The organism is Streptomyces sp. NBC_00829 (assembly GCF_045161795.1).
Lineage (GTDB): Bacteria > Actinomycetota > Actinomycetes > Streptomycetales > Streptomycetaceae > Streptomyces.
This window is the reverse complement of the sequence record NZ_CP108867.1, coordinates 7468789-7492655: the sequence shown is the minus strand read 5'-3', so window position 1 is coordinate 7492655 and position 23867 is coordinate 7468789. Positions and strand designations below refer to the sequence as shown.

19 protein-coding genes are annotated in these 23867 nt (G+C 70.5%); 9 read left to right on the top strand and 10 right to left on the bottom strand.

Going from position 1 to position 23867, the window contains the following annotated elements:
* Positions 1-194 precede the first annotated feature (194 nt).
* Positions 195-2459 (top strand): SpoIIE family protein phosphatase, encoded by a 2265-nt coding sequence (locus OG293_RS33655; RefSeq protein WP_406002513.1) that lies wholly within the window; start codon positions 195-197, stop codon positions 2457-2459.
* Between the two features lie 66 nt (positions 2460-2525).
* Here the strand turns inward: OG293_RS33655 and OG293_RS33650 are convergent, their stop codons facing one another.
* The 5 genes from OG293_RS33650 to OG293_RS33630 all read right to left on the bottom strand — a co-directional run bounded on the left by OG293_RS33650 (position 2526) and on the right by OG293_RS33630 (position 8492).
* A complete protein-coding gene (locus OG293_RS33650; protein ID WP_406002512.1) occupies positions 2526-5531 on the bottom strand; it encodes a HAMP domain-containing protein in 3006 nt (1001 codons plus the stop codon).
* 270 nt (positions 5532-5801) lie between these two features.
* Positions 5802-6233, bottom strand: coding sequence for an ATP-binding protein (locus tag OG293_RS33645; RefSeq protein ID WP_406002511.1), 432 nt, complete (start codon positions 6231-6233; stop codon positions 5802-5804).
* A gap of 11 nt (positions 6234-6244) precedes the next feature.
* A complete protein-coding gene (locus OG293_RS33640; protein WP_406003796.1) occupies positions 6245-6643 on the bottom strand; it encodes an STAS domain-containing protein in 399 nt (132 codons plus the stop codon).
* 291 nt (positions 6644-6934) lie between these two features.
* Positions 6935-8161, bottom strand: coding sequence for an FUSC family protein (locus tag OG293_RS33635; protein ID WP_406002510.1), 1227 nt, complete (start codon positions 8159-8161; stop codon positions 6935-6937).
* A gap of 97 nt (positions 8162-8258) precedes the next feature.
* The gene (locus OG293_RS33630; RefSeq protein WP_406002509.1) at positions 8259-8492 is read right to left on the bottom strand and encodes a DUF5133 domain-containing protein; all 234 of its coding nucleotides are present in this window, start codon (positions 8490-8492) and stop codon (positions 8259-8261) included.
* Between the two features lie 239 nt (positions 8493-8731).
* Here OG293_RS33630 and OG293_RS33625 point away from each other — a divergent pair, with 239 nt between their 5' ends.
* The 3 genes from OG293_RS33625 to OG293_RS33615 all read left to right on the top strand — a co-directional run bounded on the left by OG293_RS33625 (position 8732) and on the right by OG293_RS33615 (position 13599).
* Positions 8732-9757 (top strand): PHP domain-containing protein, encoded by a 1026-nt coding sequence (locus OG293_RS33625; RefSeq protein WP_406002508.1) that lies wholly within the window; start codon positions 8732-8734, stop codon positions 9755-9757.
* 300 nt (positions 9758-10057) lie between these two features.
* Positions 10058-12115, top strand: coding sequence for a phosphocholine-specific phospholipase C (locus OG293_RS33620; RefSeq protein ID WP_406002507.1), 2058 nt, complete (start codon positions 10058-10060; stop codon positions 12113-12115).
* 179 nt (positions 12116-12294) lie between these two features.
* Entirely contained in the window at positions 12295-13599 is a 1305-nt protein-coding gene (locus OG293_RS33615; protein WP_406002506.1) for an LCP family protein, read from the top strand.
* Positions 13600-13632: 33 nt separating this feature from the next.
* Here the strand turns inward: OG293_RS33615 and OG293_RS33610 are convergent, their stop codons facing one another.
* Both OG293_RS33610 and OG293_RS33605 read right to left on the bottom strand, forming a co-directional pair.
* Complete coding sequence (locus OG293_RS33610; protein WP_406002505.1) at positions 13633-14016, bottom strand: VOC family protein; 384 nt, start codon at positions 14014-14016, stop codon at positions 13633-13635.
* Between the two features lie 70 nt (positions 14017-14086).
* Complete coding sequence (locus tag OG293_RS33605; protein ID WP_406002504.1) at positions 14087-14521, bottom strand: hypothetical protein; 435 nt, start codon at positions 14519-14521, stop codon at positions 14087-14089.
* Between the two features lie 224 nt (positions 14522-14745).
* Between OG293_RS33605 and OG293_RS33600 the strand changes: the two genes are divergently transcribed.
* Positions 14746-16065: a hypothetical protein gene (locus OG293_RS33600; RefSeq protein ID WP_406002503.1), complete on the top strand. Its 1320-nt coding sequence runs from the start codon at positions 14746-14748 to the stop codon at positions 16063-16065.
* A 124-nt stretch (positions 16066-16189) separates the two neighbouring features.
* Here the strand turns inward: OG293_RS33600 and OG293_RS33595 are convergent, their stop codons facing one another.
* Positions 16190-18241, bottom strand: coding sequence for a SpoIIE family protein phosphatase (locus tag OG293_RS33595; RefSeq protein ID WP_406002502.1), 2052 nt, complete (start codon positions 18239-18241; stop codon positions 16190-16192).
* 84 nt (positions 18242-18325) lie between these two features.
* Entirely contained in the window at positions 18326-19594 is a 1269-nt protein-coding gene (locus OG293_RS33590; RefSeq protein ID WP_406002501.1) for a DUF2254 family protein, read from the bottom strand.
* A gap of 248 nt (positions 19595-19842) precedes the next feature.
* Here OG293_RS33590 and OG293_RS33585 point away from each other — a divergent pair, with 248 nt between their 5' ends.
* From OG293_RS33585 to OG293_RS33575, 3 genes are all read left to right on the top strand, one after another.
* Positions 19843-20079 carry a hypothetical protein gene (locus OG293_RS33585; RefSeq protein ID WP_406002500.1) on the top strand — a complete coding sequence of 79 codons (237 nt, stop codon included), beginning with the start codon at positions 19843-19845 and terminating at the stop codon, positions 20077-20079.
* A gap of 107 nt (positions 20080-20186) precedes the next feature.
* Entirely contained in the window at positions 20187-20378 is a 192-nt protein-coding gene (locus tag OG293_RS33580; RefSeq protein ID WP_406002499.1) for a hypothetical protein, read from the top strand.
* A gap of 184 nt (positions 20379-20562) precedes the next feature.
* Entirely contained in the window at positions 20563-21366 is an 804-nt protein-coding gene (locus OG293_RS33575; protein WP_406002498.1) for a neocarzinostatin apoprotein domain-containing protein, read from the top strand.
* 140 nt (positions 21367-21506) lie between these two features.
* On the opposite strand, the gene OG293_RS33570 is transcribed toward OG293_RS33575, so the two are convergent.
* The gene (locus OG293_RS33570) at positions 21507-22325 is read right to left on the bottom strand and encodes an alpha/beta fold hydrolase (RefSeq protein WP_406002497.1); all 819 of its coding nucleotides are present in this window, start codon (positions 22323-22325) and stop codon (positions 21507-21509) included.
* Between the two features lie 100 nt (positions 22326-22425).
* Here OG293_RS33570 and OG293_RS33565 point away from each other — a divergent pair, with 100 nt between their 5' ends.
* Positions 22426-23754, top strand: coding sequence for a PLP-dependent aminotransferase family protein (locus OG293_RS33565; protein WP_406002496.1), 1329 nt, complete (start codon positions 22426-22428; stop codon positions 23752-23754).
* Positions 23755-23867 lie beyond the last annotated feature (113 nt).

Sequence of the window (23867 nt, the reverse complement as noted above, 5' to 3'; positions counted from 1 at the left end):
GTCGGAGACGGCTCGGTGCTCACCACCCTGCCCCGGGCGGGTGCCGGTCGCCACCCGGGTACCCCCTGCCCCGCCCCGGACAGCGTTCACCGGGCATTCGGGCACATGCTCCGCACGGTTCCGCCGCGTAGAATCCACAGCGCACGCGATCACCCGCTGCACGTCGCGCGCTCGGGATGGGAGTAGTCGTGATCATGCCTGCGCAGCCTGACGGCTCGGGCGGGGGGCACGACGAGCTGTCCGCGGCGGTCGCGGGCCTGGCCGCCGAGAACGCGAGCCTTCGGGCACAGCTCACGCGGCGGCACCTGATCGACCTGGCCACCGGGATCCTGGTGATCCAGCTCGGGACGTCGCCCGCCGAGGCGACCGAGCATCTCCTGCGGCTCGCCGACGCGACCGGCGTGAGCACCGAGGACCTGGCGGCGGACATCGTCAACTCGGCGGCGGGATCAGTGGCCGTCACACCCGCACCTGCTTCCCCGGGCGACGGAGACGTCAGGGCCGAGGCCCGTCGGATGCGCCGTGTCGTCACCGCGGCCGAGGGGTACGACACCGTCGGCGGGGCCGCGGCCACCCTGCTGGAAGGCGGCCTGCGGCCCCTGGGAGCGGAGAGTCTGTGGCTGTGGCGGACGGAGGCCGGGAGCCTGCGCCTCGCCGGACACGCGGGCGTGAGCGCCGCGGAGGCGGTGCGCTGGCAGTGGATCCCGCCGGGCGCACCCGCGCCGTTGCGGCAGGTCCTGACCGAGGGCTCCCCCGTCTGGCTGCCCTCGGGACCTCCTGAGGACGTCCTCCTGCCCGGCCCCGGCACCGATGCGGCCCGCGCTCTCCTGCCCCTGCGGCTCAAGGGCGCGACCGTCGGAGCGGCGCTGGTCGTCTGGCCGGGGCCGGTGGAGCTCGACGCCACGCTCCGCCGCGTCCTCACCGATCTCCTCGACGTGGCGGCGAGGGTACTGAGCGGCACGGAGAGCACCCCCTCTCCCTCACCGCTCCTCGACGATCTGCTCGACGCCCTGGCCCATCCGGCGATGGTCCTCTCCCGCGACCCGGACACCCGGAAACTGTCGGTGGAGTACCTCAACCCGCCCGCCTCCGAGACCCTGGGCGGCGGCCATCAGTCGATGGGGCAGCCGCTCGAAGTGGCCTTCCCCCGGCATCATGCCGAGCTCGCGCTGCTCTCCCTGCGCGCGCACGAGGGGACATCGCTCCAGCGCGCGGCCAGGCTGCCATCCGAGAACACCCCGAGCGCTCCCGCCCCGCTTCTCGACGTGCGGGTCCTGCCGGTCGGTCCCGGGCGGACCGTCGTGCTCTGGCACACCAGCAGCGACCGGCGCCTGTCCGCCACCCGCGCGGTGGGACATCTGCAGGGCGTCGGACCGTTCGAGGACGACGTGATCGCCGGCACGTCGTCCTGGAGCGAGGGGGCGTACGGAATCCTGGGCGTCGACCCCGGCTCCGCGCCGATTCCCCTCGCCGAGCTGCGGGTCCGTGTGCACCCGGCGGACGCGGGCGAGTTCGACGGCCTTCTCTGCGCCCTCACCGAACGGCGCAGGGGCGCGGTCACCGTCGTGCGCGTCACGCGTGACGACGGCGGACTCAGACATGTGCGCGTCGCCGCTGAGCCCCTGCTGGACGAGGGTGTTCTCACCGGGATCACCGGCGTCTACCAGGACGTCTCCACCGGGTTTCACACGGAGGCGGCGCTCAGCGCGACCTTCGACCAGCTCACGGCCGTACAGGCGCAGGCAGCCCTGCGGCACCAGCTGGCGCTCCAGTTGCAGCATGCGATCGTCCCCGAAATGCCCGCGCTTCAGCGGCTGCCGGGGCTCCAGGCGACGGCGCGTTACCGGCCCGCGGTCCAGGAGTACCGCGTGGGCGGCGACTGGTACGACGTGCTCCCGCTGCCGGACGGCAAGGTGCTGGTCGCGGTCGGTGACATCGCCGGGCACGGCATCGACTCGGCCACCGGCATGGTCGCGCTGCGCAACGCGCTCCGGGGGCTGGCCTTCACCGGTCATACGCCGGGCCGGCTCATGGAATGGCTCAACGAGGTCACCGTGCACACGCAGGGACACCCGACGGCCACCGCGGTGTGCGCGCTCTACGACCCCGCCGACCGGACCCTGTGCTGGGCCAGTGCCGGCCATCTGCCACTGCTGTTGCTGCGCGAGGGCAGGGCTCGGCTGATCGACACGCCCCGGAACATCCTGCTGGGTGCCGTGCCGACCGCGGCCTACCACGAGACGACCACCCAGCTGATGCCGGGAGACACCCTCCTGCTCTACACGGACGGGCTGATCGAGCGGCGCCACGACGCCCTGGACGAAGGGCTGGAGACGCTCCGCCGGGCGGCGGAGGAGCTGAGCGGCTGCGAGGCGGAGGAGCAGGCCGACCGTCTGCTGAGCGCGGCCACGGGTGACACGGACGACGACACCAGCCTGATCGCGATCCACATCAGCTGAACCGCCCCGCAGGCATGGACCGACCCCGCAGGGCAGGAACGACCGGGCGGCGGCTGGGCACGGAGGTCAGCCGCGGCGCGCCAGCCACATGCGGATTCTCTCCATCAGACGGTCCGCGTCGACCGGTTTGGCCACGTAGTCGTTGGCTCCGGAGGCGAGGGCCTTGGCACGGTCGCCCGGCATGGCCTTAGCGGTCACCGCGATGATCGGTACATCGGCGAACCGGGGCAGTTCCCTGATCGCGGCCATGGTGGCGTTGCCGTCCATCCCGGCCATCATCACGTCCATCACGACGAGATCCACTTCGCCGTGCTCCGTGAGAAGGTCGATTCCCGCCCGGCCGTTGTCGGCCTGGAGCACCTCCATGCCCTCACGCTCCAGCACCTGGGTCAGCGCGAAGATGTTCCGGGCGTCGTCGTCGACCACCAGAACCGTGTGGCCGGCGGCCGGTTCCTCGGCGCTCGCGCCACCGTCCGGCAGCGACCGGACACCTTGCCGGTCCTGCGGGCGTCGTGCCGGGGCCCGCACCGGCAGACAGAGCGTGAACGAACTACCGCGGCCCACCGTGCTCTCGGCGACGATGGTGCCGCCGAGGAGCTGTGCCACCTCCCTGCTGATGGACAGCCCGAGGCCGGTCCCGCCGTATCTGCGCGATGTGGTCCCGTCGCCCTGCTGAAACGCTCCGAACACGCTCCGCAGCCGGTCGGGCGGGATGCCGATTCCGGTGTCCGTGACCTGGAAGGCGACCACCGGTCCGCTGCCGCGCAGCGCGGGCGGCAGCTCGTCCTCCTCCACGTCGCGCACCCGGAGCTCGACGCTTCCCTCTTCGGTGAACTTCAGCGCGTTGGACAGGAGATTGCGCAGCACCTGCCGCAGCCGGGACTCGTCGGTGACGAGTTCGTCGGGGACGCCCGGAGCCGTGACCACCAGGAACTCCAGATCGCGATCGGCGGCCACGGGCCTGAACGTGGCCTCGACGTAATCCAGGAGCTGCCGGAGCGGGAACGCCTCGGGATGGACGTCCATCTTTCCGGCCTCGACCTTCGACAGATCCAGGATGTCGTTGATCAGCTGCAGCAGGTCGGATCCGGCGGAGTGGATCACTTCGGCGTAGTCGACCTGTTTCTGCGTCAGATTGCCTTCGAGGTTCTGGGCGAGCAACTGGGCGAGGATGAGGAGGCTGTTCAGGGGCGTACGCAGCTCATGGCTCATGTTGGCCAGGAACTCCGACTTGTACATCGAGGTGCGCGACAGCTGCTGGGCGCGGGCCTCCAGTTCCTGCCGGGCCTGCTCGATCTCGAGGTTCTTGCGTTCGATGTCGCGGTTGCGGTCGGCCAGCAGCGCGGCCTTCTCCTTGAGTTCGGCGTTGGAGCGCTGGAGCTCCTCCTGACGGGCCTGCAGCTCACGGGAGCGTGTGCTCAGTTCGGCGGTCAGCCGCTGCGACTGGTCCAGGAGCTCGTCGGTGCGCACATTGGCGATCAGCGAGCTGAGGTTCACACCGACCGTCTCGATGAACTGGTCGAGGAAGTCCCGGTCGATGGCGGTCAGCGGGCGCAGCGCGGCCAGTTCGATGACACCGAGCACCTGGTCCTCGACGACGATGGGCAGCACGATCAGGTTGCTGGGGTCCATCCGGCCCGTTCCGGAGACGATGGTCGCGTATCCCGCGGGGAGGTCGTCGACCGTGATGGTGTTACGGCTCCGCGCCGCCTGACCGACGAGGGACTGCCCGAAACGGAAGCGACGGGCCCCTTCGGCCGGGTCGTCGGGCGCGCCGTAGGAGGCGATCATGACCAGCTCGGGTCCCTGGCCCTCGTTCTGCGCCAGGAAGAAGCCGCCGTACTGGGCGGAGACGAGCGGGGGCACCTCGGTCATGATCAGTTCGGCGACCGCGGTGAGGCTGCGCGTGCCCTGGATCAGGCTCGCCATACGCGCCACATGCGTCTTGAGCCAGTCCTGTTCCTGATTGGCCCGGGTCGTCGCACGCAGCGATTCCACCATCGCGTTGATGTTGTCCTTGAGGTCGCCGACCTCGCCGGGTGCCTCGACGGCGATGGACCGGGTGAGATCGCCCTCGGCAACGGCGCTCGTGACCTCGGCGATGGCGCGGACCTGCCGGGTCAGATTGCCGGCCAGTTCATTGACGTTCTCGGTGAGCCGCTTCCAGGTGCCGGAGACGCCCTCCACCTCTGCCTGGCCGCCCAGCCGGCCCTCGCTGCCGACCTCCCGGGCCACGCGTGTGACCTCGGCGGCGAAGGAGGACAGCTGATCCACCATCGTGTTGATCGTCGTCTTGAGTTCCAGGATCTCTCCGCGGGCGGCTACGTCGATCTTGCGCGTCAGGTCGCCCCGCGCCACCGCGGTGGTCACCTGGGCGATGTTGCGGACCTGGTTGGTGAGGTTGTCCGCCATGAAGTTGACGTTGTCCGTGAGGTCCTTCCAGGTGCCCGAGACACCCTGGACGGCGGCCTGACCACCCAGTTTCCCGTCCGTTCCCACCTCGCGGGCGACGCGGCTGACCTCCTCCGCGAAGGAGGAGAGCCGGTCGACCATCGTGTTGATGGTCTCCTTGAGCTCCAGGATCTCGCCGCGCGCGTCCACCCTGATCTTCTGGGTGAGGTCTCCGCGGGCCACGGCGGTTGCGACCTGGGCGATGGAGCGGACCTGGGAGGTCAGGTTGTCCGCCATGGTGTTGACGCCGTCGGTGAGCTCACGCCATACCCCGGGGACGCGCGGCTCGCGCGCGTGGCCGCCGAGCAGACCCTGACCGCCCACTTCCCGGGCCAGCCGGGTGACCTCGGAGGTGACCAGGGAGAGCTGGTCCACCATGCCGTTGTAGATGGCCGCGATCTCCCCGAGGAGCCCGTTGGCGTCGTCGGGGAGCCGGGCGGTGAGGTCCCCGTCCCGTACGGCCGTCAGCCCGGCCAGCAACTTCCTCAGCGCTTCTTCGCTCAGCTCCGGCGGAACCACGCGCTCCGGAAAGGCTCCGCCGCGCTCCGGACCGGGCTGCTCGGGGCCGGGCTGCTCCGGATCGGGCTGCTCCGGATCGGGCGTGCGGGCGGACACATCCATCGCTGACCTCGCCCTGTCGTCTCTCACAGCGGCATGCCGTCAGGCCGCCGACACGCGGTCCCGACGGCTTCCCCCACTGTGACACGCGCACCCGCGCCGGACACCCCGGCCGGATCAACGAGCAGCGCCTGCCCGCCCGGCTCACCCCGGCCGGCGACCACTGACCCGACCGTCCTGCCCCGGCCCTCGCGGGACCCGGCCCCAGCCGTCGGAGAGCCTTTGCGGCACACGGCCGTCGCCGACGGGCTCAGAAGATCCAAAAGAAAGGCCTCAGGCCCGCTTCGGGGGCGTGACCTCGAACCAGACGGCCTTCCCGTCGCCCCGGCGCTCAGAGCCCCAGCTCCGCGCCAGCCGCTCCAGCACGATCAGCCCATGGCCTCCCGGCTGTGAGACGGCCTTCCGCGGCCGGGGTCTCGGCCGCTGCGGGCTGCCGTCCGCGACCTCGATGCGCAGCCGGTCATCACTGTGGTTCAGGGCCAGCTCCGTCGGCCCGCCCGCATGCAGACAGGCATTGGTGACCACCTCCGACACCAGCAGCAACACGTCCTCGACGAGCTCCGCGTCCCGCTCGGTCTCGGCGGGTGTCCAGCCCCAGTCGGCCAGGGCCTCCTCGGTGAAGTCGCGGCAGCGGCTCACCACCCCCTTGGTCCCGAACAGCACCAGTCGGCGGGTCTGCCCCTGCCCGCGGAGGCTCACGCCCATCCGTACCTCCGCTACGTCGGCCGCCGGTCCGCCAGCGCTTCGGCGAGACTGGCGTACACCGTGAACACCGCGTGTGCCCCGGTGACGTCGAACATCCGCGCCACCGGCGGCCGCAGCGCGGCGAGCTCAAGACCGCAGCCCGCCTCGATCGCCGACAGCCGCGCCCGCAGCAGCACATTCAGTCCGGTGGAGTCACAGAACTCCAGGTCCCCGAAGTCCACCACGATCCGCTCGGGTGCGGCCTCCACGCAGTCGGCGAGTGCCCGTCTCAGCGGCTCGGCCGTGTCGTGGTCCAGTTCCCCCGTGAGTGCGAGGACGGCCGTGCCGGAGTCCCCGCGCACCTCGACGCCGAAGCGCTCATTTCCGGCGGCGCCGTCCTCGGAGGGTTGCCCGGCAACTCCCGACACCATGGGGTCCACCCGCTTCCTCGACGTCCGTCCTTCATGTCGACGTTGGCAGGCCGCCTCCGCCACCGCCACCGGGCCCGCCGACCCGGCGGGCCAGGACGCAGGGCAGGTACCCGTTGTTCCCTCGGCCACACTCCTGCAGCGGGGCGTTCGGCGCCGCCTCGCCGTCCGCCTCCAGGGCGGGCAACGAAAGGGCGACGGCTTCGAGGGACCCGCGCCCGGCTGGCGGGGACGCCGACGCCTCACGGGCGGCAGACAACGGCTGTCGCCCACGCCGTGCCGCGGCCCGCCCGGTCAGTGGGCCGCTGCCCGCCCCCGTCGCCTGTCGCGGTTCCGTCGGCGCAGGCCGGCGATCCGCGGATACCGCTCCCCTTGTTCGCGCGTGGCATGGTCCAGCTCCTCCATCAGGCGCCGGGTGCGGTGCTCCATGTCGAGCTCGTCCAGGATCCGGTCGATCTCGGTGAGCAGCGCTCCCTTCAACTGCCAGTGGCGCGGATTCCGCAGAACGCCGTCGAGCAGCAGCCGGGCCGCTTTCTCCCGGGCCGTGGCGGCCGCCGCGAGTTCACCGGCGAGTCTGGCCTCCGCCGCGTCGGCGCTCTCGCTGACCTCCGTGGTGACCAGCACCGCGAAGCTGACCAGGGCGTCGGCCACATGGCTCAGAAGGTCCTCCAGTGCGGCGCCTTCCTCGGGAGGGAACAGTTCCTCCTCCCGGCGCGCCTTGGCGAGGTCGGTCATCGTGCGGGCCACCACCCGCAGCACCACCGCGCAGATCTCCAGCGTGTCGAGCCCGGTGCGCAGCACCACGCGGTACAGCAGCCCCTCCTTGACCCGCGGATTGAGCCGGAGGCTGTCCTCCGCCTGGCGCAGTGCCGCGTCCACGTCGGCGATGTCGTTGTCGAGACGGCGTGCCTCGTGGAGACGGGCGGCGGCCCGCGCGACGGTCGTGGGGCTGCTCGGTTCCTCGCCGATGCGCAGGAGAAGACGGCGCATGCGCCGGGCGAGGTCCTCGATGGATTCACCTGCCGGACCCACCCATACGGGGGGCACGAACACAAAGTTGAACAGAAGCCCGACGACCGCGCCGATCAGGGTCTCCAGGACCCGGTCCCACGCCGTGCTCGCCACCCGGGTCACGCCCAGCACGAGCATGGCGCTGATGGCGACCTCCGGGACGAACTCACCGACCCGCACCAGGCGCCCCACGACCAGCGCCGCGAGGATGATCAGCCCGAGGCTCCACCAGCTCAGGCCCATGAGCGCGCTGAATCCGATGGCGATCAGCACGCCCGCGACGACGGAGTTCACCCGGCGGATGCCGGTGGTGAGCGTGGAGTAGAAGGTCACCTGGACGACGAGGAGCGCCGTCAGGGGGGCGGTGAGCGGAGCGGGCTCGCTGCTCAGCGCCAGGGCGGCGACGTAGGCGAGCGTGGCGGCGGCCGTCGAGCGAAAGATCTGGACGACGGCGGGCCTTCGGACCAGCTCGGCCACCGAGAGGCTGTCGGACGTGGGATGATCACGCACTCCTCGATCCTTCCCGCCGGTGATGATCGGGTCAGACGTGATCGGCTCCCTCCGGCCGTGGCCGGGCTCAGCGCACCGTGGGTTGGCGCACCGTGGGTCAGGGACGCTCCTTTGCGGCACCCTTCTTCGGCCGGGCGCGGGCGACGTAGCGTTCCGCCGCGAGGACGGCTTCCCTGGCCGTGCGCTCACCCATCAGCACACACAGGGTGTACGCGGTGTCCTCGAAGCGCATCCGCGCACCGTGGTCGTGGGGGGCGGCGAGAAAGTGGTGTTCGTGGGCCCGGTAGCGGGCCATCAGCCCGGCGATCACAGCGATGTCCGGCATCAACATCAGTGCCCTCCTTGAGTGAAAGCACCAGCGGGCAGTCCGGGCCCCGGTGTAGGACGGGTCCGGGCGGAACTGCCGTACGTCGGGAAGAGATCCGTACACCGGGAAGAGATCCGGCCGTTCATTTTCCCCCGGCGCTGTCACACCTGCCATTCGCGTGACTACCCTGAGCGACCCCCGCTCGGCGTGCCGTGGCATCCGGGGCGGGTGACAGTGGAACCTCACGGTGCGAAGGAGCTGCGATGCACCCCGTGGAGGCGCTGGACCGGGTCGCGTTTCTGCTGGAGCGCAGCCGGGCCGAGACGTATCGGGTCCGTGCCTTCCGCACGGCGGCGGCCGTCCTGTCGCAGATACCCGACGACGAGATCCGCCGGCGTGTGCGCGCAGGCACGCTGCAGGCCGTGAAGGGTATCGGTCCCAAGACCGCGCAGGTCGTCCGGGAGGCTCTGGCCGGTGAGGTCCCGCGCTATCTCCAGGCTCTGGAGGAGGAGGCGTCCGTGCCGCTCGCCGACGGCGGCGCGCGGTTGCGCGCTCTGCTGCGCGGCGACTGCCATCTGCACTCGGACTGGTCGGACGGCGGCAGTCCCATCGAGGCCATGGGACGTACGGCGATCGCTCTCGGTCACGCATGGGCCGTCCTCACCGACCACTCGCCCCGGCTGACGGTCGCCGGTGGTCTGACCGCGGAGCGGCTGCGGGAACAGCTGGGGGTCGTGGCGGACCTCAACCGGCAGTGGGCCCCATTCCGGCTGCTGACGGGCATCGAGTGCGACATCCTCGTGGACGGTTCGCTGGACCAGGATCCGGAGCTGCTGGACCAGCTCGATCTCGTGGTCGTCTCGGTCCACTCGGAGCTGCGGATGGAGTCGGCAGCGATGACCCGGCGGCTGGTCGAAGCGGTCCGCAATCCGCTGGCCGATGTGCTGGGTCACTGCACGGGCCGGCTCATCGCAGAGAAGCGGCGGCCCGAGTCGCGGTTCGAAGCGGACGAGGTCTTCGCCGCCTGCGCGGCGCACGGCACCGCCGTGGAGATCAACAGCAGACCCGAGCGGCTGGATCCCCCCAGACGACTGCTGCGTCTCGCGGTCGACGCGGGGGTCTGGTTCGCCGTGGACACGGACGCCCACGCCCCCGGGCAGCTGGACTGGCAGATCATCGGCTGCTCCCGGGCCGAGGAGTGCGGGGTGCCGGCCACGCGGATCATCAACACCTTCGGCGCCGATGAACTGCTCGACTGGACCGGATCGAGCGCGGTCCCGTCCTCCTGAGGACCGTGTGGTCTCAGGTCCCGGGGGGTTGGGCGCGCTGTATGACGGTCGCGAAGACGAGTGTCCTCGTACCGGACGGCGCCGACCTGCGGAGCCGGTACACCCGCAACGCCCGGGCGGCGCACCGTCGGTCTGACGCCCCGCCAGTACCTTGCCTCTGCCTCCCGCACACCGGCTCTGTCCGTGTGTTCGCGGTGAGTACTCCGCCCTTTCACACGGCCGACACCGGACCTTCCCTTCCTCCGGTTCCTCTTGGACACTCCGTTCGCTCCTGTCCCCCAACCCAAGAGGCTCACACTCATGCCTGAACTCAATCGGCGGCGTTTCCTTCAGATCGCGGGCGCGACCGCGGGATTCTCGGCCCTGTCGAGCAGCATCGACCGTGCCGCCGCGATCCCCGCCGCACGCCGCTCCGGCACCATCAAGGACATCGAGCACATCGTCGTGCTCATGCAGGAGAATCGTTCGTTCGACCACTACTTCGGCGCGATGAAGGGCGTACGCGGCTTCGGCGACCCGCGCCCGGTGACGACGGGTCCCGGCAAGTCGGTCTGGCACCAGTCCGACGGCTCCAAGGACGTGCTGCCCTACCACCCCGACGCCGAAAACCTCGGCATGCAGTTCATCGAGGGCCTCAACCACGACTGGTCGGGCGGCCACAAGGCCTGGAACAACGGCAAGTACGACCAGTGGATTCCGGCCAAGTCCGCCGGGACGATGGCGTACCTGACCCGGCAGGACATCCCCTTCCACTACGCGCTCGCGGACGCCTTCACCGTCTGCGACGCGTACCACTGCTCCTTCATCGGTAACACCGACCCCAACCGCTACTACATGTGGTCGGGCCACACGGGCAACGACGGCAAGGGCGGCGGCCCGGTCCTCGCCAACGACGAGGCCGGGTACGACTGGACGACGTACCCCGAGCGGCTCCAGCGGGCCGGGATCTCGTGGAAGATCTATCAGGACATCGGCGACGGCCTGGACGCGGCCGGCTCCTGGGGCTGGATCGAGGACGCCTACCGCGGCAACTACGGCGACAACTCGCTGCTCTACTTCAACAAGTACCGCAACGCCAAGCCTGGCGACCCGCTGTACGACAAGGCCCGCACCGGCACGAACGCCAAGAACGGCGACGGGTACTTCGACATACTCAAGGCCGATGTGAAGGCGGGGAAGCTCCCCCAGATCTCCTGGATCGCCGCCCCCGAGGCCTTCTCCGAGCACCCGAACTGGCCGGCGAACTACGGCGCCTGGTACATCGCGCAGGTGCTCGACGCGCTCACGTCCAACCCCGAGGTGTGGAGCAAGACCGCGCTGTTCATCACGTACGACGAGAACGACGGGTACTTCGACCACGTGCCGCCGCCCTACCCGCCCGCATCGTCCGCCCAGGGCCTGTCGACCGTGGACACCGCACTCGACCACTTCAAGGGCGACGCCAAGTACGCCGCGGGTCCCTACGGCCTCGGCCAGCGCGTGCCCATGCTCGTCGTCTCCCCCTGGAGCACCGGCGGCTTCGTCTGCTCCGAGGTCTTCGACCACACCTCGATCGTCCGGTTCATGGAGAGTCGCTTCGGGGTCGGCGAGCCGAACATCTCGCCGTGGCGGCGCGCCATCTGCGGAGACCTGACCTCGGCCTTCGACTTCGGCCTCAAGAACACCGCGCCCGCGGCCCTCCCGGACACCGACGGGTACGAGCCGCCGGACCACGCGCGGCACCCCAGCTATGTGCCCACGCCGCCTGCCAACCCGGAGCTGCCGAAGCAGGAGAAGGGCTCGCGGCGCGCGCGTCCGCTGCCGTACGCACCGCTGGTCGACGGCGCTCTGAACCCGGCGACCGGGCGCTTCACGCTCACCTTCGGCTCGGGCGCCTCGGCGGGCGCACAGTTCCTGGTGACCTCCGCGAACCGTACGGACGGGCCGTGGACGTACACGACCTCCGCCGGAAAGCAGCTCTCCGACACCTGGAACACGGTGTACTCCAACGGCGTGTACGACCTGTCGGTGTACGGCCCGAACGGCTTCGTACGCACCTTCAAGGGGCCCGGCAAGACCGCGGGCCCGGAGGTGACCGCACGCCACATCGCCTCCACCGGCAGCGTCGAGCTGACCATGAAGAACACCGGCAGAACCAGCTGCCGCCTCACGCTGACCCAGGCGTACGGCGGCAGGAAGCAGACCTTCACCGTGCGTCCGGGCAAGCGTGTCGTGCACACCGTGGATCTGTGCGGCAGCAAGCGCTGGTACGACCTGAGCGTGGTGTCCGACACGGACGCGGCGTTCCTGCGCCGGTTCGCCGGGCATGTCGAGAACGGTCGTCCGGGTGTGAGCGACCCGGCGATCATCACCGTCTGACCGGTTCCCTTCTCCGGTTCAGGTTCCTCGAAGGAAAGGGTCCGTCCGCGATACAGCGGGCGGACCCTTTTCCGTGTGCACGACACCGGCACGTGAATCGACGGTCAATACAGGCCAGGGCAGCCATTTCATGCTTCTGTCTGATGATTGGTCGATATCCGATGTCGGAGGAGTCCTCTGTGCGCAGCCTTACGCTCACGGCCGTCCTGGTCGCCACACTCGCCACGGGCGGCTCCCTCTGGACGTCCGAACAGCCCGTTTCCCCGGTCTCCGGCATCAAGGAGACCAAGGGCACCAATGTCCTCGTCGTCGGAATCGACCGCCGCACGGGCATGTCGCCACAAGAGATCCAACGCCTCCATGTCGGCGGCAAGGAATGCGACTGCACCGATGTGATGATGCTCGTTCATCTCGCCGAGGACGGCCGCCGGATGAGCGCGGTCTCCATTCCGCGTGACTCGTACGTGGAGTTCGCCGACCATGCGCATGAACGGCACTCGGGGAAAATCAACGGCGCTTTCGCCCACGGCGACGGGGACCTCGCGGTGCGGACCGTGGAAAAGGCGACCGGGCTCGGCATCGATCACTATCTGGAGACGGACTTCAGCGGATTCGCGTCCGCCGTCGACCGTATGGGAGGCGCGACCGTCTGCACCGACAAGCGTCTGACGGACGACGGTTCCGGGCTGGAGCTGTCGCGGGGAACGCACCGGCTGGACGGCCGCCGCGCCCTGAGGTACGTACGCGCCCGTCATGTCGCCCCGCCCGGCGACCTGGGCCGGGTACGCCGTCAGCAGCGCCTGCTCATCGAAATGCTCTCCCGGCTCAGGGACGAGGGAGCCTTCGCCAACCCGGCCGCCGCCATCGACACGGCGATCACGCTGCGCAAGTCGGTGCGCGCCGACGCCGACACCAGCCTGCTGGATCTGATGCACCTAGGCTCCGTACTGCGCCGGCTCAAGGCCGATCAGACGGAGTTCGCGACCGTGCCGATCTCGGACTTCGACCACCGCGTGCCGGAGTGGGGATCCACCCTGCTGTGGCACAAGGAGCGCTCGGCCGCTCTGTGGGACGCGCTGCGTGAGGACCGGCCGATCGTCGGCGACACCAGGATCCGCCCGAGCAACGACGTCCCCGTCGACATCCCGCCGTCCTCGATCCATCTGCGCGTGACGGACCCCGAGGTCGCCGCGGCGATGTCGGCCAACAGCTTCGTGGTCGACAACACCCCCACGCTGCCCGCGAAGCCGAGGCCGGGCGGCCCGACCGTCATCACCTTCGATCCGTACTGGGACCGGTACGCCCCCACGGTCGCGGCCGCCCTCCCCGGCGCCACGCTGCGTCCGGTCGCCGGGCACGGGCCGGTCTTCGACATCGCCGTCGGAACCGGGGCATCGGCGGTCGTCAAGGTCGTCTACGACCGCAGCAGCGTGGAGGGGGCGCCGGTGACCGGGAACAAACTGCGGTGCCCGCCCACCGACTGACATCCGGGCTCGCTCGCCCTTCAGACAGCGGCCTCAGTCCGGCTGGAGCACGGCGAGGGTGTTCCCGGCGGGGTCCGTGAACCACGCGATCGGCGGGCCATGCGCCCGCATGACCCCGTTGTCGTCCTGGTCGAAGCCCGCGTACCGCTCGAAGGTCACCCCGCGCCGGGTCAGTTCCTCGACCACGGCGTCGATGTCGGAGACCGGGAAGTTGAGCACGGTGTAGTTCGCCGCCACATGGTTCGGCTTCGGGTAGACGAGTACGTCCGCGCCACTGCCGAGGTGCAGGGTCAGCAGGCCACCGGGCCCGCCCTCCCGCTCCGTGACCCGCAGACCGAGCGTCCCACCGTAGAACTCCTTCGCCTTCTTGAGATCGGTGACCGCGAAGCCGCTGAACGCCTTGCTGTTCGTGAGCATGATCGTCTTCCTTCCGTCCGGGTACGGACGAGCGCGTGACGAGTATTCACCCGGCGCCGCGGCAAGCGGCTCAGACCGTGCCGATCGAGCGGTCCGTGCACAGCGCCCAGATGACGTAGAGGCCCACGCCGATCGCGATCACGGCCCAGAACGGCTGGTACGGCAGCCAGATGAAGTTGAGGACGACGCTCAGCGAGGCGATCACCACGCCCAGCACACGGGCCCAGCCGGCGCCCCTCAGGATGCCCCAGCCCGTGGCGACGGCGATCACACCGAGGACCAGGTGGATCCAGCCCCAGGTGGTCAGAGAGAACGTGTAGGCGTAGTTGTCGGCGCGCACGTAGATGTCGTCGTCGGCGATGGCCGCGATGCCGTTGACGACGGCCAGGATTCCGTCGATGAGGAGCAGCACACCGGCGAACAGCGTGCCGCCCGCCGCCCATGCGCCGCCCCCGCCCGCGCCTGATCTGCCGTGGGTGCCCGACCGGTTCGCTGTCTGTGACATGGGTTGACTCCTTCGTCGAGGGGCGAGGTCAGACCGAGCCTGTGCGGCGCCCGGACCTGCGACCACCTGGACGCGGCCGTCCGGGTGAACCCGCCCGCCGACGTGACACGGACGGCGCGTGGTCGGCGGCGGCGCCGGATTCACCCGTATGCCCACGTGCCGTGCCGACGCCGGATCCCCGGGTTTAGCTGACGCCAACAGCAGCAACGGCGGACGGAGACCTGGTGAGCAACGCCGACGCATCGGGGGACGGACGACTGACCTCGGCGGAACGGGCCGAGCTGGCGGAGCTGCGCCACAAGGTTGCCTCCCTGGAGAGCAAGAAGCCCCGGCACCGTGTGCGTTCGTTCTTCTCCGCGGTACTGATCGTGCTGGCGGTGATTCTGGCCCCGCTGTGCGCGGTCTCGGTCTGGACCGCCGACATCGTGGGGGACACCGACCGGTACGTGGCCACCGTGGAGCCGCTCGCCTCGGACCCCGATGTACAGGCCGCCGTGACCAACCGGATCACGAACGCGGTGATGGAGCACATCAGTGTGTCCGACCTGATCGCGGAGGTCGCCCCGGAGGACCGGCCCAAGCTGGATGCCGCGCTCAGCAAGCTCAGCGGTCCGCTCACCAGCGGCCTCAAGAGCCTCGTGCAGGCGGTGACAGCGCGGTTCGTCTCCAGCGACGCCTTCGCCACCATCTGGACCGAGGTGAACCGCCGCGCCCACGACACGATGGTCAAGGCGCTCACCGGTGAGGGGGGCGGCGCCGTCGTGCTCAAGGGGGACCAGGTCACGGTGGATCTCGCCCCGGTCATCGACCGGGTCAAGCAACGCCTCATCGACCGTGGTCTGACGGTCGCGGAGAAGATCCCCGAGGTGCACACCAGCTTCGTCGTCGCGACGTCCGACCAGATCGGCAAGGGAAAGAAGGTCTTCCGGCTCCTGGAGATCATGGGGGTCTGGCTCCCCATCGTGGCCGTACTGATCGCGGCGGCGGGCGTCCTCCTGGCCGTACACCGCCGACGGGCGCTGATCGCCGCGGTGTTGGGCATCGCGGTCGCCGTGGGCATCCTCGGTATCGGACTGACGGCGTTCCGTACGTACTATCTGGACGCACTGCCCGCCTCGGTGAACCAGGCGGCCGCCTCCTCGGTCTACGAGACGCTGATCCGTTTCCTGCGCTCGAGCGTGCGCACCGTCGTCACCCTCGGCGCGGTGATCGCGCTGGGAGCCTGGCTCAGCGGCCCCGGGCGCTGGGCGGTGAAGGCGCGGGAGATGTGGAGGTCCGGAATCGGCGCTGTGCGTGGTGCCACGGGGCTGGACACCGGTCGTGTCGGTACCTGGGTCCACCACTGGAAGACGTGGCTCAACTGGGGCGTGGTCGTCGTGGCGGCTGTGGTGTTCGCACTCTGGGACCACCCCACCAGCATGGTCACCATCTGGCTGGCCATCGGAGTCCTCGCGCTCCTCGCGGTCGTCGAATTCCTCGACGGAGCGAACGACACGGTTCAGCGCCGGCAGCCGGAAAGCCCTCCGGCAAGCCGACCCCTTTGACCTCCAACGGCCTTCGGACCGCTCAGAATGCGGTGTCACCCACCGTCGGCGGGGCCCGCCGCGCCCCGGCAACGGCGCGGCGCCCGCAGCGCGTTCCGTCCCATGTCCCGGCCGTCCGGGACCCTCAGCTCGCGGTGTCCGGCGGTTCGAATTCGCACCAGACGGCCTTGCCCTCGCCCCGGGGCTCCACGCCCCAGCGCGCGGACACCGCGTCGATCATGTTCAGACCCCGTCCTGAGGTCGCCGCTTCACCGGGCGTCCTGCGGCGCGGCCAGACGCTGGAGCGGTCCTTCACCCACAGCCGCACGCGCCTGACCGGTTCGGGCAGGACCTCCAGCGTCAGCACGGCTCCGCCCTCGGTGTGCAGGAGTACGTTGACCAGCAGTTCACCGGCGGCGAGTTCCACATCGTCGGCCAGTCTGGCCAGTCCCCAGTCCTCCAGCGCGTGGCGCAGTGCGGTGCGCGCCTCGGCCAGTCCCTCCGGGTCGGCCTGGTGGACGTACTGGTGGATCCTGGGGGCCCGATGGGTCCCGGGATCGGGTGCCCGGCGCAGGATGAGCAGGGCGACGTCGTCGCCGGTCCCCCACCGCCGCCACAGCTGGTCCGCGAGATGGTCGGCGAGCGCGCCCGCCTCGTCGGGTCCGCTGCGCACGGCGTCGGCGAGCGCCTGGATCCCGGCGGCGATGTCGAGTCCGGGCTCCTCCACGAGGCCGTCGGTGCACAGCACGAGCGTTTCGCCGGGCACGAGGTCCAGCCGCGACTCGGGGTACTCCTCCTCCTCGAACTCCGTGGCCAGGCCGAGGGGCAGTCCTCCGCGCAGATTCGGGCTGCCGACCCGTCCGTCGGTGTGCCGGATCAGCGGCCCCAAGTGGCCCGCCCGTACGGCCCGCACGCCTCCCGTAACCAGGTCGACCTGGGCGTACGTACAGGTGGCGAAGCGGTCGGTGTCGAGTTCGGCGAGGAAGCGCGAGGCACGGGCGAGCACGGTGGAGGGGTCGTGCCCCTCGCCGGCGAAGGCGCGCAGGGCGATCCTCAGCTGGCCCATGATCGCGGCGGCGTGCGTGTCGTGCCCCTCGACATCGCCGACCACGATCCCGACGCGTCCGCGGGGCAGGGCGATCACGTCGTACCAGTCTCCGCCGACCTCGCGGCCGCTCCACGCCGCGTGGTAGCGCACGGCGATCTCGGCGCCCGGGAAATCGGCGATGTGGCGCGGGAGCATGGAGAACTGGAGGCCGGTCGCGAACTCCCGCTCCTTGTCGAAGAGGATGGCTCGCTGCAGCGACTGGGCGACGATGCCGGACAGCCCACGGCACAGGGTGCGGTCCTCGGCGGAGAATTGGGTCCGGCCGCGGTAGAAGAGCGCCAGCCCTCCGATGGAACGGGCCTGGGCGACCAGGGGCAGAAACGCGGCGGCATCGACGCCGAGCCGACGGATGTACGGCGCCAGTTTCGGAAACTTGACGGCGAGCTCGTCCAGGGAGGTGACGAACCGTGGCTCCTGGGTGAGGACCGCCTCGGCGAGCGGCAGCGAGGCGTCCAGCTTGTTGAGCGTCAGTTCTTTGATCACTTCCATCGACTCGCCGGAGAGCGCGATGATCTTGAAGGCGGAGCCGTCGACGAGCCCCAGGGCGAGCCCGTCGGCGCCGAAGCGCTCCAGGCCGGCCGTGCCCGTGAGAGCGGCGGTGACATCGTCCACGGTCACGGCCCGCGACAGTACCTCCGTGGTGCCCTGGACCATGGCGGCCATCCGCTGCCGGTCGGCCTCCAGTGGGCTGATCACCGCGAATTCGGTGAGCTCGGTGGTCGCGTTGCGCACGATGCCGACGACCCGGTGGGCGCTGCCCCGTGCGTCACGCAGGATCCGCCCCCGTACATGGGTCCACTGCCGGATTCCGTTGCGGCGCCTCACCTGGAAGTACGCGCCGTACGAGGTGCGCCCCCGCTCGATGGCCTGGCCGACGACCGATTCGAGGCGCAGGCTCTCCTCGGGCGGCACCCGGGAGCTGAGCGACTCGGGTCTGCCGTCGAATTCTCCCGGGCCCAGGTCGAAGACGGCCAGGCCCGGTTCGTCGAGCTCGAAGGTCCCGTTCGCCAGATCCCAGTCGAAGCTGCCCATGCGGTTGAGGGCCAGCCTCTCGGCGGGTCCGATCACGGGCCAGTCCCGTCCTGCCATGCGCTCGCTCCGGAGGAGGGACCGGAAAGTCCGGTCAGGCGGCCAGGATCCTCGCCAGGATAGCTTTGCGAAATTTGCCCCGCACTATGGCGTTTCATCTGCATACGGCTCCCAATGGAGAGGGTAGTCCTCGGCCCCGACCTGCTCGACCCAGCGGAGCCGGTCGCCCACCAGCGGGCGCCGTGATGCGGGACATGCCTCCAGCAGCCGCCTCAGCAGGGTGCGGAGTCTGAGCAGCACCATGGGCGAGGCGAGGGCAGCGACGGTGACGTCGTCGACGGACAGGGCGATGAACCGCTCCCACCCGGGCACGGGAACGACCACGCGGACCGTCCCACCGTCGTCGGCGATCCGGCCGACGTCCAGGTCACGGTCCGCGATCCGGATCAGCAGGTCCTCGGTGTGGTCCAGGGCCTGGGCGGCGGTGGCGGGGTCGTTCACTGCCGGGGAGAGCGCCTTGAGTGCGATGTCCGCCAGCAGCCGGAAGGCGAATTCGGGGTCCTGCGCGAGACTGCGCTCCTCGCCGGTCACCAGGGTCCTGTGCAGCGCCTGCTCGGGCAGCTCGCCGCCCCGCACGTCGGCGAGTGCCATGCCGCGTACCAGAGTGCCGCCGATGTGCGGACGCAGAGTGACCACACAGCCGTGCTCCTTGGCCGCAGCGACGAGCGTCGGCACGTCGATCTGCTGCAGGACGGCGGCTCTCCGCGTCCAGCGCAGTGTGACCGCGGCGCCCGCGTCCGGCTCCCGGCCGGTGGCGAAGCCCGTGTACGGCTGTGTGTACAGCGCGTCGAACAGGTGGTGGGCCCGCGCCGTGACCGCCCCCAGCGCGGGCGCGAGCTGGATCGACGCGAAAGCCCTGGTCTGGAGGGTGCGCATCAACGCCAGCGCCACCAGCGCGAGAAGCACGGCCACACAGGGCAGAAAGACGGACACCTCTTGCTCCGCTCCGATCGAGAGCCCCGCGGTCATGGCGAAGACGAAGACCCCGATGGCGAACGCGAAGGTCCGCCACACGATCGGATCGTCGCGGAACAGGCCGAGCCGCGGGCTGAACGCGCTGGCGGAGAACTGCACCACCAGGAAGAGCACCGAGTAGATGATGCTCACCAGGCTGACGACGCCGAACCCCACGGAGAAGAGGAGGCTGCTCACCCGGCCGGCGTCGATCTGTGGGCCGGACTTCACCTCGGGAACCGCGAGTCCCAGCCCGAACCCCACGACCGCGCAGACCAGCTGGCTGAGCTCGCTGCGCGTCGCACGCCGGGGCCGCCTGAAGAGGGCGCCAGGCCGGCCGGGCGCCGGAGGCCTGCCGCCGGCGCCGGGCGGCGTGGAAGCAGAGTCCGATCGGTGCATCCGGCCTCCTACCGTCCCGGGCGGCACCCGGGAGGCCCGGGGACAGGTCCGCACACCGCCCGTTCGCGTATCGGAAGGACGGCTTCACCGTACGGAAGGACCCTCGCCGCCGCGCGCCGGAGACTCGATCGGCGCAATCGGGTGCTCCCCACCAGGACATTCCCGCTGCGGGCCCGCACGCTGAGGGAAGAAATCCGGACGAGAGACAGGGAGCACCCGTTGGGCGCCCCATCCAGAGGAGGCCGCTCATGACCGCAGCGGGCGGACTCGCCCTCATAGCCCTCGGAGCCGCTCTGAGGTTCTACGTCACCTGGCAGCTCACCTGGGTCGATGTCGACGTCCTCGGCTCGGGTTTCATGATCGCGGGAGCGGCGGCCCTGGCCTTCGGCACCGTCATGGCCTGCAGCGCCCAGCGCCGTACCGCCCGCCGCGTCCGCTCGCACGTCTTCGAGCAGCGCTACGACGACGGGCCTCCCCGCTCCTGAGCGACTCCGCCCGCGGGCCGGGATGAAGGCAGGCGAACGCGTTCCTCGCGAGGCTCCCGTTCCTCCGCGAGGTCCACGACTCCACCCGTGAGGGCTCAAAGTTCTCCATGCCGCGTGCCGTTGCCCGCGGCTTCGATCGATTCGGGCCCTTCGGGTCGCCCTTCGTCCTGCTGTCCCGGCTGACCGGGCTCTTCGCCGTCGTCACGGTCACGGTCGCCCTCGGCCAGGTCCTGTCCTGGGAACGGGCGGTCATGCGCCGGTTGAGCAGGACCGGGTCCGGTCGCCGCCCTTCGGGGTGACCGATTCGCGCTCTGGCCGCTCGCCCGTCCGGACCATGAGGATGCACCCCGGACGGTTACGGCGCGAGGAAGCTACCGATGAGGCGAAGGCATGGGGACTGGGGCCCCTGGCAGTTGTGCGTCACCCGCAGTGCGCCTGACCGGTGTTTTCACGGAGGCTGGGAGGCCTTGAGCGATGAGATGGATGACGAACGCGCGCAGAGCAGCCGTGGGCGCGGGTCTGATGTGCGGCGGGTTACTGCTGTCCATGGTGGGGGCGCAGCCGGGATCGGCCGAACCGGCTCCCGCAGGACCGGCGTTGAAGGTGAGCCGCACGGTCGGCCTGCTCGACGGTGACATCATCACCGTGACGATCAGCGACGGGCCACCGAAGCAGTACGTATGGGTGAAGGAGTGCGGGCCCTCCGCCTCCGTGGCGACTTGCGACGAGGAGACCAGGCGGCAGTACCGGGTCCTGCCCGACGGCACGTACTACCCCTCGCCCAAGAAGCTCTACGCGCAGCTGAGCACGGCGGCAGGCAACGTCGACTGCCGGACGGTGGCACCCTCCAACCCCTGTTCGCTGGCGCTGACCGACAACGACGGCGCGCTGCTGACCACCGTGCCGCTGCGCTTCAGGCCGCACGGCCCGCTCGAAGCCCCGCCCACGCTGAGTGCGACGCCCGACCACGACCTGCTGAACGGGCAGACGGTGCATGTGAGCGGGCGCGGCTATGAACCGCAGTACCACGTCTCCGTGCTGGAATGCCTGACCGGATCGGCCGACACCCTCGGCTGCCGCCCCGGCAGCCGGCCGCCGGCGACGACCGACGAGGGTGTGATGGACCGCGACATGGCGGTGTCGGTGACCTTCACGACCATCGGCGGCAGCACGGTCGACTGCCGGCAGGCGGGCAGGTGCGAGCTGATCGCCTTCGCCTCACGGGTCCGCGGGCCCGACACCGTACGGGCCCGGTTGAGCTTCGACCCGGACCAGCAGCTTCCCTAGCGACCCCGAGTTCCCAGGGACCGCGAGCCCGTCCTCACGCGGCCCGTCCTCACGCGGGCCCCTCCTCGCGTGAACGCGGCGGAAGTCCGTGGTGCTACGACGCGTGGCGGCTGCGTGAGGACGGGCCGGGGCCGGCGGGGTCACACGTCTGTGGGCCGTCGTGTCCGCAGCCTGTCCAGGAAGTGCTCCAACGCGGCGTTGAACTCCGTTGCCCGTTCCAGGTTCGGCATGTGCGCGGCCCCCTCGATCACCGCGAGCGTGGCACCGGGGACGCGCTCCTGGATCAGACGCGCATCCTCCACCGGCGTGAACGCGTCGTCCTCCCCCACCAGGACCAGCGTGGGCACGGCGATACGCCCCAGCATCGCGACATAGTCCGGGCGCCCGGCCCGGCCGCGCAGGGCCGCCGCGGCGCCCTCGGGCGGGGCTTCGGACATCATGCCCAGCACATGACGGGCGACATCCGGCCGGGCCCTGATGTTGTCCGGCGCGACCATCTTGGGCAGCACCTCCTCGGCGTATCCGCGCATTCCTTCGCGCAGGAGCCGGTCCGCCGTCTCGTGGCGCCGGATGCGGCCTTCCTCCGTCTCGGCCGCGGCGAAGGTGTCGGCGAGCAGGAGGCCCCGGATCCGGCCGGGGAACAGCCGGTAGAACTCCATGACGATCTGTCCGCCCATGGAGAGTCCGCCGAGGACGAAACGATCGACGCCGAGGTGGTCGAGGAGGGCGACGACATCGCGTACGAACGTCTCCAGCGGCGTGGTGCCGGGCACGACCGTGCTCTCGCCGTAGCCGCGCAGATCAGGGGCGATCACGCGCCATCCGGACCGGCTGAAGTGCGCTGTCTGAGGCCGCCACATGGAGCGGTCGAAGGGGTGGCCGTGGATGAGGACCAGTGCGTCGCCGCTGCCCTCGTCCTCGTACCCCACGGTGATGTCACCGAAAGAGGCCCTGCTCATGAGCTTGCCTTCCGCGCGCCGGATTGACTCCTCGATGCTATGAGGTGCAATCTCTCGGAGCAATAAAAACAATGCTCTCGGTGCAATATAGGATGGCCTGATGGAGGACTACCGCGTCATCGCCGACGGGCTCGCGGCGGACATCGCCCGCGGGCGTCTGCGCCCCGGCGACCAGCTCCCGCCGCAGCGCAGATTCGCCCGCGCGCAGGGCATCGCGAGTTCGACCGCCGCGCGCGTGTATCAGGAGCTCATCCGGCGGGGCCTGGCCGTGGGTGAGGTCGGGCGCGGCACCTTCGTGCGCGCCGGTGCGCCGTTGCCGGAACCCGCGCTGGCGGAGCCCGGCGGGGCGCGGATCGACCTCGAACTGAACTTCCCCGTGCTGCCCGACCAGCCCGCACTGATGGCCAGGAGCCTCACGCGCATGCTGCGCCCCGAGGCGCTGACCACGGCCCTCCGCCCGGTCGGCGCGGCAGGCACACCCGAAGCCCGGCAGGCCGCCGCCGCGCATCTGGCGCGCGCGGGCTGGGCACCGGACCCCGGGCGGATCCTCTTCGCGGGCAACGGCCGGCAGGCGATCGCCGCCGCGATCGCGGCCCTGGTCCCGGCCGGTGAGCGCCTCGGCGTGGAGCCGCTCACCTACCCGGTGGTGAAGGGCATCACGGCCCGCCTCGGCATCACGCCGGTCCCGCTGACGGTCGACGGGGACGGGCTGGTGCCGCAGGCGCTCGGCGCGGCCCCGTCCCTGCGTGCTCTCTATCTTCAGCCGACGCTGCACAATCCCCTCGGCGTCACCATGTCCGCGCAGCGCCGGGCCGAACTCGCGAACGTCGTACGCGCCCGGAACATCCCGCTCGTCGAGGACGCCGTCTATGGCTTCCTCCGTGACGACCTGCCACCGCTGGCGGCCCTCGCGCCCGAGCAGACCCTCGTCGTCGACAGTCTTTCCAAGCGGCTCGCTCCGGGCCTCAGCCTCGGCTTCGTGGCAACCCCGGCCCATCTGGTCCACTCCGTCGCCTCCGCCCTTCGGTCCGGGGCATGGACGGCATCGGGTTTCGCCCTGGAGGCCGCGGTGCGGTGGATGACCGACGGCACCGCCACGGCGATCGAGGGCGCGAAGCGCAGGGACGCGACGATGCGCCAGCAGATCGTCGCCGACCGCCTCGCTGGATACAGGGTGCGCGCCGATCCGCACGCCTACCACTGCTGGTGGGAACTGCCGGAGCCCTGGCGGGCGGAGACCTTCGTGGCCGCCGCTGCCCGCCGGGGCATCGCGGTGACGCCCGCCGCCGCGTTCGCCGTCGGGCCGGGCCATGCGCCCCATGCCGTACGGCTCGCGCTCGCGTCGCCGCCGCCGGACGCTCTGGGGCAGGCGCTGGACACCCTGGCCGAACTGGCGCGCGGCACACCGGAGGACTCCGGCCCGGAGTAGGGGAAGGCGGGAATCGGGGTCCGAGGGGCGGGTGTTCACGGCACCCTGCCCCTTGACCCCCGTTCCCGCCTACTGGTTGAGTGGCTGAGCCACTGACTCACTCAGTAAGTGGG